The organism is Bacteroides sp. ET225, assembly GCF_024733745.1.
In the GTDB taxonomy this organism is placed as follows: Bacteria; Bacteroidota; Bacteroidia; order Bacteroidales; family Bacteroidaceae; genus Phocaeicola; species Phocaeicola excrementipullorum.
The window spans coordinates 42,092-54,424 of record NZ_JANRHN010000006.1; the positions used below are offsets into that span (position 1 = coordinate 42,092).

Genomic DNA, 12,333 nt, shown 5'->3' on the forward strand with positions numbered 1-12,333 from the left:
AAATTAAAGTTGAAGCTATGATTTTTGCTAATATTGAATATTTATTTCTGCTTTTGCTGCTGATACCTTATATTATATGGTATGTGATGCAGCACAGAAAATCCGAACCTTCGCTGCAGGTGTCAACGACACGCATGTACATGAAAGTTCCGGCAAGCTGGAAAGTCTATCTCGTTCATGCGCCGTTTTTTCTGCGTATCGTTACATTCGTGATGATTACGCTGGTGCTGGCACGTCCGCAGACGACCGACAACTGGCAGAACACCGAAATCGAGGGTATCGACATCATGCTGGCTGTGGACGTATCGACGAGTATGCTGGCTGAGGACTTGAAGCCGAACCGGATTGAGGCCGCCAAAGAAGTTGCAGCAGAATTCATCAACGGCCGGCCTAACGACAATATTGGTCTGACTATTTTTGCGGGGGAAGCTTTCACACAGTGCCCGCTGACCGTTGACCACGGTGTGCTGCTGAATCTCTTCAAGAATATAAACTGTGAAATGGCCCAACGCGGGCTTATCGACGACGGAACCGCTATCGGAATGGGACTGGCCAATGCAGTAAGCCGCCTGAAAGAGAGCAAGGCGAAGTCAAAGGTTGTCATTCTGCTGACAGACGGTGTAAACAACCGGGGAGACATTTCTCCGCTCACAGCGGCAGAAATAGCCAAGCAGTTCGGGATCAGGGTTTATACAATCGGTGTCGGAACCAATGGCACTGCACCTTATCCTATGCCTACTTATGCTGGCGTACAATATGTACAGATGCCCGTAGAAATAGATGAGTCAGTATTGACGCAAATTGCTGCAACGACTGAAGGCAATTACTTCAGGGCCACAAGCAACAGCAAGCTGAAGGAAGTGTATCAGGAAATCGACAAGCTGGAGAAGACCAAACTGAACGTAAAAGAGTTCAGCAAACGGGAAGAAGCTTATCATGTATTTGCTCTCATCGCTTTTGTCTGCATCTTGCTGGAAATCATTTTGCGCAATACTGTATTAAAGAAAATCCCTTAAAAACGTGTGACTATGTTTCGATTTGGAGAACCGTTATATTTGTATCTGCTCATCGTTGTACCGATATTGGCAGCCTTTTATTTTTATTCCAACTACCGGCGCCGCAAAAGATTGAAAGAATATGGGGATATGGAGCTTCTGAAACAGCTTATGCCGGAAGTTTCAAAGTATCGCCCGGACGTGAAATTCTGGCTTATGCTGGCGGCTATGGTTATGGTGATTTTCATGCTTGCCCAGCCTCAGTTCGGCTCTAAGATGGAAACCGTGAAACGGCAGGGAATAGAAACTGTCGTTGCACTTGATATCTCAAACTCCATGCTGGCTCAGGATGTTGCTCCCAGCCGTTTGGAGAAGTCGAAAAAGCTGATATCCAGGCTGGTTGAAACCTTCAATAACGATAAAGTCGCATTGATCGTTTTTGCTGGAGAGGCGTTTACGCAATTGCCAATCACCAGCGATTATGTTTCGGCAAAGCTGTTTCTTGAAACGATAAGCCCCTCACTGATATCCACCCAAGGAACAGATATACGGGCAGCCATCAATCTGGCTATGAAAAGCTTTACTCCGAATGATGGAGTAGGAAGAGCGATCGTTCTGATTACCGACGGTGAAAACCACGAAGGCGGAGCTATCGAAGCGGCGCAAGAAGCGGCCAAAAAGGGCATACACGTTTTCGTTTTGGGCGTCGGATCACCCGACGGTTCGCCAATACCTGTAGAGGGAAGCAATGAGTTCCGTCGTGACAAAGACGGAAATGTCGTTGTCACACGTTTGAATGAAGAAATGTGCCGTGAGATTGCCCGTGCAGGAAATGGCATGTATGTCAGGGTTGATAACACGAACAATGCGGAAAGAGCTTTGAATGCGGAGGTCAACAAGCTGGCAAAAGCAGACGTGGAAACACAGGTGTTCACTGAATTTGATGAACAGTTTAGGGTGTTGGCATGGCTTGCCTTGATTTTGCTCGCTGTAGAAATTATGATTCTTAACCGCAGGAATCCGCTTTTCAAAAATGTGAAACTCTTTAAACAGAACTAAGATGAGTGGAAAAAGGTTTTTTATGTGTTTATTTTGCTGCGGACTGGCAGTTTGTGTTTTCGGACAGAAAACAGACCGCGACTATCTGCGGAGCGGAAATAAACTTTATAATGACAGTTCGTTTGTAAAAGCCGAAATAGATTACAGAAAGGCACTGGAGCAGAATCCCAAGTCTGCTGATGCAATGTATAATCTGGGAAACACGCTTCTCATGCAGCAGAAAGCAAAAGAAGCCATGGAACAATTCGGCGCTGCCTCTAAAATAGAAAAGGATAAAATGAAACTTTCGCATATCTATCATAATATGGGGGTTATCTTGCAGTCGTCAAAACAGCTTCCGCAATGCATTGAGGCCTATAAGGAAGCACTCCGGAACAATCCGCACGACAATGAGACGCGGTATAATCTGGCGCTTGCCCAAAAACAGCTGAAAGATCAGCAGCAACAGCAGCAGGATCAGAACAAACAGGAACAGAAGCAAGACCAGAAAGAGGATGACAAACAGCAGAATAAGGATCAGCAGGATCAAAACAAGCAGAATCAGCAGAACAACCAGCAGCAACAGCAGCAACAGAACCAGATGTCGAAAGAAAATGCCGAGCAGCTGCTGAATGCTGTGATGCAAGATGAAAAGAATGTGCAGGATAAAGTAAAGAAACAGATCCAGATACAAGGACGCAAACTTGAAAAAGACTGGTAATCCTGTTTGACAAATTAAGTGGAAACAATAAAAACGGAATGATAAATGATGAGAAAGGTATATTTCTTACTTTTGATGGTGATCGCTTCGTTGCAGGGATTTGCAGCTGAACAGCCTCGACTGACAGCTGATGCGCCGGACGTGGTGGTCAGCGGTGACCAGTTCAGACTGGTATTTACCGTCAATTCGCAAGACATAAAAGATTTTCGCGCCCCTTCGATTTCGGGATTTGACGTTCTGATGGGACCAAGCCGTTCACAGCAGAGCAACATTCAGATAATCAACGGGAAACGTACATCCAGCAGCTCTACGGCCTTTACGTACATCTTGATGGCCGGAAAAGAAGGAACGTACACGATTCCTGCGGCAAGCATTGAGGTGGACGGGAAAAAGATATTCTCAAATGCAATCCAAATCAAGGTGCTTCCGCCAGACAAGACCGGCAATTCCGGAAGTAACAATGGGGGAGGTTCTGCCTCGTCTTCAAGGGGGCAGGTGGCAGGAAGCCGCATAACGAACAATGACTTGTTCATCACAGCAACGGCAAGCAAGACTCGTGTTCATGAACAGGAGGCTATTCTGCTGACCTATAAAGTATATACGCTGGTTAATCTGCGTCAGTTGGTGGGCAAAATGCCCGACCTGAAAGGATTCCATACACAAGAAGTTCCGTTGCCGCAACAAAAAACGTTCTCGCTTGAACATTATAAAGGACGCAATTACAATACAACGGTATGGAGCCAGTATGTGCTGTTTCCCCAACAGACAGGCAAACTGGAAATTCCTTCCATTACATTCGAAGGGATAGTTGCCCAGCAGACAATCTCGGATGATCCGTTCGATGCCTTTTTCAATGGAGGAGGGTATATCGAAGTCAAAAAGAAAATCGTAACTCCTAAAGTGACGATTGATGTGCTTCCGCTTCCGTCAAAACCGGCAGGATTCTCGGGAGCTGTAGGTGAATTTAAGCTGAGTTCTTCGATCAACTCAACAGATGTGAAGACAAACGATGCCGTTACGGTAAAACTCACCTTGTCGGGAACAGGAAACATGAAGCTTATAAGTGCTCCGGAGGTCAATTTCCCGCAAGACTTTGAAGTTTACGACCCGAAGACTACGGACAACACCAAATTGACGAATGCCGGAGTAAGCGGAACCAAAACGTTTGAATATCTGGCCATTCCGCGCCATGCAGGTGAGTTCAAGATTCCATCGGTCGAATTCAGCTATTTTGACCTGAAAAGCAACAGCTACAAAACGCTTAAAACGGAAGAGTATACGGTTAAGGTAGCCAAAGGAAAAGGCAATGCCGATCAGGTTATAGCAGATTTCACCAATAAAGAAAGTGTAAAGATGCTTGCCAAAGATATACGCTTCATCAAACTGGGTGATACGCCACTTATTCCGAAAGGCGACTTCTTCTTTGGGACATTAGGATACTGGATATGGTATCTGATACCGTTTGTTTTATTTGTAGCTTTTGTGGTTGTTTATCGCAAACAGGCGAAAGAGAACGCAAATGTGGCCAAGGTGAAAACTAAAAAAGCAAACAAGGTGGCTGCAAAACGCATGAAACTTGCAGGAAAACTGCTGGCAGAAAACAAAAAGAATGAATTTTATGATGAAGTGCTGAAAGCCTTGTGGGGATATATCAGCGATAAGCTGAGCATTCCGGTATCGCAGCTTTCAAAGGACAATATTGAAATGGAACTGTCACGCTACGGGGTTTCTGAGAATCTCGTAAAGGAATTCATTGACACGCTGAACGAATGTGAGTTCGCCCGTTATGCTCCGGGCAATGAAAGCGAGGCGATGGATAAAGTATACAGCGCGTCTGTCGAAGTGATAAGCAAAATGGAAAACAGTATAAAAACATTAAAAACGGATAGGAGAAACTGATATATGAAGAAACTTTCTTTCGTGCTCATACTGCTGGCGGCAACCTTTGTGCAGGTTGCCAATGCCGCAGCGACAAAAGAGGAGGCGGACGCTGCCTATCAAAAAAACAATTTCAGCGAGGCTGTCGGAATGTATGAAGAGATTCTGAATACCCAAGGAGAATCGGCCGCTATTTACTATAATCTGGGAAACGCGTATTACAAGTCAAAGAATATCGCGAAAGCTGTTCTCAATTATGAGCGGGCACTGCTTCTGAATCCGGGAGATTCTGACATCCGCTTCAATCTGGAAATGGCCAGAAGCAAGACCGTCGACCAGATTACTCCTACGGCAGAAGTGTTTATCGTTACGTGGTATAAAAGCCTTGTCAATACGATGAGCGAGCGGTCGTGGAGCTTCATCGGAATTTTTTCCTTTATTTTGTGTCTGATTACGCTTTCTTTTTATATCTTTGGAAAACAACTGTGGCTGAGAAAGACGGGGTTTGTAGCAGCGATTGTAATGCTGGTGATCACTATAGGCTCCAATGTCTTTGCTGGACAACAGAAGGACGAACTTGTCAATCGCACCGGAGCCATCATAATGGAGCCTTCCGTTGCAGTGAAAAGTACGCCCAATGAGAGCGGGACAGACCTTTTTGTCCTGCACGAAGGCACAAAAGTATACATTGACGACAATTCGATGAAGGAATGGAAGGAAATCCGCCTTGAGGATGGAAATGTAGGATGGGTTAAAGCTTCTTCAATCGAGGTCATTTGATGATAATTTTTAAGACTTTTATATAATGGACATACAGCAGTGGATAGAAGCCGACAAATCTTTATTGCTAACCCTCAATGACAATGATTCATTGCTGTGGGACGGAGTGATGTGGATTGTGACGGATACAAAGACTTGGATTCCGGCAATTGTCATGCTGCTGTATGTCATCTTCAAGAATAACAAACTCTCGCAATCGCTTGTCATACTCTTGATGTTTGCGGTGGGAGTAACTCTTGCCGACCAGATAGCTTCCGGCATCTGCAAACCTTATTTCGCACGCCCAAGACCGACACAGGACCCTGAAATCATGTATCTTGTAAATGTGGTGAACGGGTATAGGGGAGGAGCCTTTGGATTCATGTCGAGCCATGCAGCCAACACCTTCGTTGTGGCTACGTTAGTGACTCTGCTTGTCCGCAGCGTTCCGTTGGGAGTCATGATGTATCTTTGGGCGGCAATACCTTCTTTCTCACGTATTTATCTTGGCGTTCATTATCCCGGAGATATTGTATTCGGTGCTTCTGAGGGATGCATCGTCGGAGTGCTGGTATATACGCTTTTTCGCTATATGCAGAAAAAGTGGTCTTCACGGCCGCAGTATGTATCGTCACAGTATACGCCAACCGGATATTCCAGGGATGATGTCACGCTGCTTTATACCGTTCTGTGGCTGACCTATTTCTATGCTTTAATTGCAGGAATGATTGTTACGCGAACTCTTTCTTTATAAAAAATATAAGAAAAACTTCAGATTTGGTTTGCGTCTGTCATATTTTTTCATTACTTTTAAGTCGAGTTTAATAACAATATCCGTCGAACACTTAAATATTTGATTACTATGAACAGGACAATAACATTCAATGAGCTGCGAAAGATAAAAGATTCTTTGCCAAGCGGTAGCATGCACCGCATCGCCGACGAACTCAATCTGAGTGTTGAAACCGTTCGCAATTTTTTTGGCGGGCATAATTTCAAGGACGGCAAATGTGTTGGAATACACTTGGAGCCAGGACCAGACGGTGGGTTGGTGATGCTTGACGATACAACTGTGCTGGATAAAGCAATAGCCATCTTGAAAGAAGCCCAGCGGGCGTAATCATAAAGAGCTGTCAGAAGAGCGGAATGCAGTCCGCCTTATGGCAGCTCTTGTTTTTTATTGTCTAACCTAACAACAGCGGAGCCATGGAAGAAAAACTTGTAACTTTAGCTATCCTTACATACTCGAAGGCTCAGATCCTTAAAAATGTTCTTGAGAATGAAGGTATTGAAGCGTATATCCACAATGTAAACCTCATTCAGCCGGTTATATCATCGGGAGTGCGTGTGAGAATCAAAGAAAGCGATCTGCCGCGTGCCTTGAAAATAGTGGAAGATTCAGCCTGGCTGTCGGAAGAAATAGGCGAAGAAAAGCCCAAAAAGCAGCGAAGCAACAAAATACTTGTTCCGGTCGATTTCTCTGATTATTCGATGAAGGCGTGTGAGTTTGGTTTCAACTTTGCAGCCGAAATTCATGCTGAGGTCGTATTGATGCACGTTTATTTCAGTCCGGTCTATATGCCTAGCCTCCAATATGCTACGGAGGGCTTTGGCATGCCTGTTGAACCGGAAATGGGTATCAAGCATCTTTTGGAAACAGTTCATGCCCAACTTAACAAGCTGACCGACAGCATCAAGGAAAAAATAGCTAAAGGGGAGCTGCCGGATGTAAAATACACGTGTGTGTTGCGTGAAGGCGTTCCTGAAGAAGAAATCCTGCATTACGCACGGACAGAAAAGCCGCTTATCATCATTATGGGGACCCGTGGCGAAGGAGAAAAAGAAATGGACCTGATAGGCAGCGTAACCGCTGAAATCATCGACAGAAGTCCGACTTTCGTTTATGCAATTCCGGAAGGAGCGAAAAAGAAGAATTTCAAGGAAATTCGCAAGGTCGCGCTCATCACGAACTTTGACCAGAGAGATTTGATGGCTTTTGATTCCTTGATTACCACTTTCAAGGATTATAGCTTTGAAATCGCTTTCCTGAATCTGACCAGCGACGAACAGAAACGGACGTGGAATGAGATCAAACTGGCCGGCATCAAAGAATATTTCAAGAAACAGTATCCGCAACTGTCAATCGGATATGACGTGATTCCGGGCGATAATTTGCTTGCGAATCTTGACAAGTATGTAAAGGCAAATAATATTGATGTGTTATGTATAAGCAACTACAAGCGCAACGTCTTTGCCAGACTTTTTAATCCAAGCATTGCCAGGAGAATGATTTTCCATACCAGCACCCCCATACTTGTTATCAAATAGCGTAATTGGAACAAGGGCAGCAGACCCTTGTTCCATTGCATGAATCTAATTAAACATAATGCCGATTATAATCAAACAAGACATCTAACCATACATGACCCGTAGAATAACATTGCTGAGAGTTACAAAGCATCTATAAAATAAAAAGAGAATGCACGTATTTCCTGAACGATGCATTCTCTTGCTTTTTTTGTTGTATCCAAGTTTTCTCTTCAAAAATAACACCTGATATGCTTAATCCAGCAAGGAAGCCAACATATCGGCTGTTACATCTTTGGCGACTATCACGCCTTCGTTGTCCACCAGATAATTTGTAAATCCATTCTTCAGACCATAAGATTTATAAATATCCGAGTTTTCTCCCTCCATTTCCCAATAGCAGTTTCCGGAATCATTGCCGTCCTGCTCAATCGCCGCTCTATATACCGATTCATAGCGGTCGAACGAAATGGAAATAATCTTTATGCGCGCATCGTTTCCGGCCAGATGATTCAGTTTGGCATTCTTTACACGCGATGCTGCGTCATAACTCGCCCAAAAGCTCAGCAGGGTGTATTTCCCTTGTGCAGATTGCAGGTTGAGCGGTTTGGTTTCGTTACAGAGAACTACCTCAGGAGCCAGCTTGCCGACGGGCAATTCGTCTGTTAAAGTTTTTTTCTTGTCAAACGACAAAGAAATCAAGGAACTGATTGCTAATACAACAAAAAACCATTTTACATTTTTTACCATGTAATTTGATTTTAGTTAATACTATCCGGCTCTGTCCTTTTACAGCGACTTCCCGGCCGGAACGTTAGTTAAAGGATTCTGCGGATCACTCCGGAAAATCCCGTCATCTGATTGGAAGTCCGCTGCAAAAGTACGCTTTATTTTGATAGGATGAATAAAATATGCTGATTTTTTATGTTTTTCAGCATATCTTTTGACTTATATCATGCATTCAGCACTGTTCCCTGCTCATCTATTTTCAAATAAATGTCTGCAGAATGCATCTCCAGTTCAACCAGATAATAGTTTCCTGAGGGCGTTTCGATAAAGTCGACATCATCTATTTCCGCCCCCTTCCGGTTGTTTTCTATCGTGTCCGCAACTGCTTTGGGAATATCTTTCCACCTTACATCACACGACGTCTGAACCCATGCATACGAGCCGGCGTTATCCGAAGTGAAAACCACTTCTTTCTGAATACTTCCATCACGGATTTCCACTTCCACTCTGCCCCTATTCTCGTATTCAATATCCAGAATGCGGGCGCCGGGATACCGCTTTTCTATTTCTTCCTTTATATCTGAAGCCTGCTGGGGAGCCATCGGCATACGGCCTTCATCGCTGTTTCCGCCGTCAGCCTGCGCCGAAACCAGTGTTCCGTCTTCAAAATAGATCAGATCGTATTCCTGATTTTGCATTTCCACTTCAATGATATATTTGGTTTCCATGTCCTTCTGCTCAATCACATCTATATCATCTCTTCTCCAGCCGGCATATTCTCCGGACTCGAATGCCTGACGGACATTCTGGGGCAAATCCTCATAGCGCAAGTCGCGCTCAGTCATCAGCCATGTGCCGTCAGGCAGGAACCAGGCTGAGTTCTCATAACCGTTCTCAGAAAACTCTGCTTCATAGAAATCCCCTTTCCGTTCCCACTCCGCATAAGCCACATTCGGGTAACGGGACGTGAAAGCTTGCCGCAATGTGTCCGGAACCTGCACGTTCTTGTCGTCATCTTTGTCACAGCTTTGGAGGCCGACCGCACCTAGTGCAATACAGGCCAATAGAACCATTCTTTTCATATACATATACCTTATTTCATTTCCTTGATACAAAGTTGCGGAATGAATCTGAAAAGATTCTGAAATTGTCAAGATAATTTATTTTTTTGCGTATCTTTGATACCATACTTTTTGAAGCTGACTTATATGCAAAAAATATTCACAGTCTTGACGTTTCTGGCAACAGTCTTTTTCTCTATTCCCATTTGCGCTCAGAAGGTGGGGCTGGTGCTGAGCGGCGGAGGAGCTAAAGGAATCACCCATATAGGCATTATCCGCGCGCTTGAGGAAAACAACATTCCCATTGACTATATTGCCGGAACTTCTATGGGAGCCATTGTCGGTTCGCTTTATGCCATGGGATATTCGCCCGACGACATGGAGAAGCTGCTCAAATCAGACGATTTCAAGCGATGGTATACCGGCGGCATCGAGGAAAAATACATCTATTATTTCAAGAAGAATCCCCCTACTCCGGAATTCATAAACATTCGGGTATCGCTAAAAAATCCTTTGCACAAGGTGAAGACCCAGTTTTTGCCTTCGAGCGTGGTGGACCCGATGCAGATGAACCTGGCTTTCCTTGAACTGTTCGGAGAAGCGACCGCCGGGTGCAGCGGAGATTTCAACAAGCTGTTCGTCCCTTTCCGCTGTGTGGCATCGGATGTGTACAACAAGTGCCCCATCATCTTCGACAAGGGCGATCTGGGTGACGCCGTGCGCGCCTCCATGAGCTTTCCCGCCATGTTCAAGCCTATTGAAATAGACTCCGTGCTTGCCTACGACGGCGGAATATACAATAATTTCCCCGTAAACGTGATGGTTGACTCTTTTCATCCCGACATTATCATAGGCAGTGTAGTCAGTTCGAATCCGGGAAAGCCGAAAGAAGGGGATCTGATCGGCCAGCTGGAAAGCATGATCATGCAGAAAACCGACTATACGCTGCCCGATTCGCTGGGCATTCTCTTGACGTTCAAATATACCGACGTGAACCTGATGGATTTTGACCGTTACAACGAACTGCATGACGCAGGCTACAAGCGCACCATCCAGATGATGGACTCGATAAAGCAACGCATCTCCAGGCGCACAGATTCGCGGATGATAGAAAGAAAGCGCATCGAGTTCAAAAGAAGACTGCCTGAGTTCCGCTTCAGAAACATCACAATCCGGGGAGTAAACGAACACCAGAAGCGCTACATCAGAAAAGAATTTCATGCAGACGAGGACGGAACCTTTCCGCTGGAAGAACTGCGGAGGGGATACTTCCGCCTCATGTCAGACAATCTGATCTCAGAAATACTTCCCCATGCAACATACAATCCGTATGACAAGGCATACACGCTTGTACTGGATGTGAAGATGGAAGACGAGCTGTCGCTCCGCGTAGGAGGCAATGTAGGGTCTAACGGAGCCAACCAGATGTACATAGGAGCCACTTACTATAACCTGAACAACTATTCGAAAGAGGTTTCCGTCGACGGCCAGCTTGGACAGATATACAACAACTTTCAGGTGTCAGGAAGACTTGACCTGCCTACCAAGATACCGACATCCTGCCGGCTCGTCGCCTCGCTGTCGAAGTTCAATTACCTGAAACAGGAAAAACTGCTGAACAAAGGAAACGCTCCTATTTTCAACAAACAGGAAGAGAGGTTTGTCAAATTGTTCATGTCGCTCCCTTTCTTGAGCAGCCTGAAGGCAGAGTTCGGCATCGGAGCAGCCAAACTTGAGGACATGTATTTCCAGACCAATGTCATCGACTTTAATACGGCGAAACGCGACAGAAGCCAGTATGCTATATTCGGAGGCTCGGTGGCCATTGACGGCAACACGCTTAACAGCCGCCAGTTCGCCACATCCGGACGGCGCGAACGCCTGTCGGCCCACATCTATACCGGAACGGAGTATTTCTATCCCGGCGTGGCATCGGCTGATTACGAGAACGGTTACAAGTATATCCAGTCGTGGCTGCAACTGTCATATGAAATGGAGAAATATTTCAATCTCCGCCATAATTTTGTGCTGGGAAGCTATCTGAACATCTATTATTCATCGCGGAACTTCAGCCAGAACTATCGTGCGACAATGATGCAGGCAGGAGAATTTACGCCAACGGCTCATAGCAAGACGGCCTACAACGAAGCTTTCCGGGCCAATCAGTACGTAGGATTCGGGGTGATCCCCATTTATCAGTTCAACAATGTGTTCCATGCCAGGCTGGGAATTTATGGCTTTGCTCCGGTTTTTCCCATAAAAGAAGACATAAACCACAAGGCCTATCTGGGAAAACTGTTCTCCAGGTTCGAATATATGGGCGAACTGGATCTGGTGGTGCGCCTGCCCTTCGGATCGATCAGCGCATACCTAAACCACTACAGCTCACCCAATAACAACTGGAACGTGGGGCTGACATTGGGCTGGCAGATATTTGGAAGCAGGTTTATGGACTAAAAAGTTTAGAAAAAAGTTGCCCGAAAATTTGCATATATCCAACAAACTCCCTACCTTTGCACCCGTCAAACAAAAAGAGATTGGTCGCGTAGCTCAACTGAATAGAGCATCTGACTACGGATCAGAAGGTTACAGGTTTGAATCCTGTCGCGATCACCTCAGAGATTTGGCCATATTTGCTGGCCGCGTAGCTCAACTGAATAGAGCATCTGACTACGGATCAGAAGGTTACAGGTTTGAATCCTGTCGCGGTCACAAAAGGAAAAAACATCAAGTGTCGGTCGCGTAGCTCAACTGAATAGAGCATCTGACTACGGATCAGAAGGTTACAGGTTTGAATCCTGTCGCGATCACAAAGAGAGGATATTTTCATCAGCGGAAATGTCCT

At 45.3% G+C, this 12,333-nt stretch carries 11 protein-coding genes and 3 tRNA genes; 12 read left to right on the forward strand and 2 right to left on the reverse strand.

What is annotated here, in order from left to right; genetic code table 11:
• The first annotated feature begins 17 nt into the window (after positions 1 to 17).
• The 8 genes from NW212_RS04305 to NW212_RS04340 all read left to right on the forward strand — a co-directional run bounded on the left by NW212_RS04305 (position 18) and on the right by NW212_RS04340 (position 7,719).
• A complete protein-coding gene (locus NW212_RS04305) occupies positions 18 to 1,016 on the forward strand; it encodes a VWA domain-containing protein (RefSeq protein ID WP_258337413.1) in 999 nt (332 codons plus the stop codon).
• Positions 1,017 to 1,028: 12 nt separating this feature from the next.
• A complete protein-coding gene (locus tag NW212_RS04310; RefSeq protein WP_258337414.1) occupies positions 1,029 to 2,054 on the forward strand; it encodes a VWA domain-containing protein in 1,026 nt (341 codons plus the stop codon).
• 22 nt (positions 2,055 to 2,076) lie between these two features.
• Positions 2,077 to 2,754 carry a tetratricopeptide repeat protein gene (locus NW212_RS04315; RefSeq protein ID WP_258337415.1) on the forward strand — a complete coding sequence of 226 codons (678 nt, stop codon included), beginning with the start codon at positions 2,077 to 2,079 and terminating at the stop codon, positions 2,752 to 2,754.
• A gap of 48 nt (positions 2,755 to 2,802) precedes the next feature.
• Entirely contained in the window at positions 2,803 to 4,653 is a 1,851-nt protein-coding gene (locus NW212_RS04320) for a BatD family protein (protein ID WP_258337516.1), read from the forward strand.
• A 3-nt stretch (positions 4,654 to 4,656) separates the two neighbouring features.
• A complete protein-coding gene (locus NW212_RS04325; protein ID WP_258337416.1) occupies positions 4,657 to 5,412 on the forward strand; it encodes a tetratricopeptide repeat protein in 756 nt (251 codons plus the stop codon).
• A 25-nt stretch (positions 5,413 to 5,437) separates the two neighbouring features.
• Positions 5,438 to 6,145 (forward strand): phosphatase PAP2 family protein, encoded by a 708-nt coding sequence (locus NW212_RS04330; protein WP_258337417.1) that lies wholly within the window; start codon positions 5,438 to 5,440, stop codon positions 6,143 to 6,145.
• Positions 6,146 to 6,253: 108 nt separating this feature from the next.
• Positions 6,254 to 6,511: a DNA-binding protein gene (locus NW212_RS04335; protein ID WP_258337418.1), complete on the forward strand. Its 258-nt coding sequence runs from the start codon at positions 6,254 to 6,256 to the stop codon at positions 6,509 to 6,511.
• Between the two features lie 86 nt (positions 6,512 to 6,597).
• Positions 6,598 to 7,719 (forward strand): universal stress protein, encoded by a 1,122-nt coding sequence (locus NW212_RS04340; protein WP_258337419.1) that lies wholly within the window; start codon positions 6,598 to 6,600, stop codon positions 7,717 to 7,719.
• Between the two features lie 234 nt (positions 7,720 to 7,953).
• On the opposite strand, the gene NW212_RS04345 is transcribed toward NW212_RS04340, so the two are convergent.
• Both NW212_RS04345 and NW212_RS04350 read right to left on the reverse strand, forming a co-directional pair.
• On the reverse strand, positions 7,954 to 8,448 hold the full coding sequence (locus tag NW212_RS04345) for a thioredoxin family protein (RefSeq protein WP_258337420.1): 495 nt from the start codon (positions 8,446 to 8,448) through the stop codon (positions 7,954 to 7,956).
• A 203-nt stretch (positions 8,449 to 8,651) separates the two neighbouring features.
• Complete coding sequence (locus NW212_RS04350; protein WP_258337421.1) at positions 8,652 to 9,509, reverse strand: PepSY-like domain-containing protein; 858 nt, start codon at positions 9,507 to 9,509, stop codon at positions 8,652 to 8,654.
• Positions 9,510 to 9,635: 126 nt separating this feature from the next.
• Between NW212_RS04350 and NW212_RS04355 the strand changes: the two genes are divergently transcribed.
• The 4 genes from NW212_RS04355 to NW212_RS04370 all read left to right on the forward strand — a co-directional run bounded on the left by NW212_RS04355 (position 9,636) and on the right by NW212_RS04370 (position 12,298).
• Positions 9,636 to 11,945 (forward strand): patatin-like phospholipase family protein, encoded by a 2,310-nt coding sequence (locus tag NW212_RS04355; protein WP_258337422.1) that lies wholly within the window; start codon positions 9,636 to 9,638, stop codon positions 11,943 to 11,945.
• A gap of 82 nt (positions 11,946 to 12,027) precedes the next feature.
• A tRNA-Arg gene (locus tag NW212_RS04360) sits at positions 12,028 to 12,101 on the forward strand.
• A 25-nt stretch (positions 12,102 to 12,126) separates the two neighbouring features.
• A tRNA-Arg gene (locus NW212_RS04365) sits at positions 12,127 to 12,200 on the forward strand.
• Between the two features lie 24 nt (positions 12,201 to 12,224).
• Positions 12,225 to 12,298: transfer RNA gene (locus NW212_RS04370), tRNA-Arg, on the forward strand.
• Positions 12,299 to 12,333 lie beyond the last annotated feature (35 nt).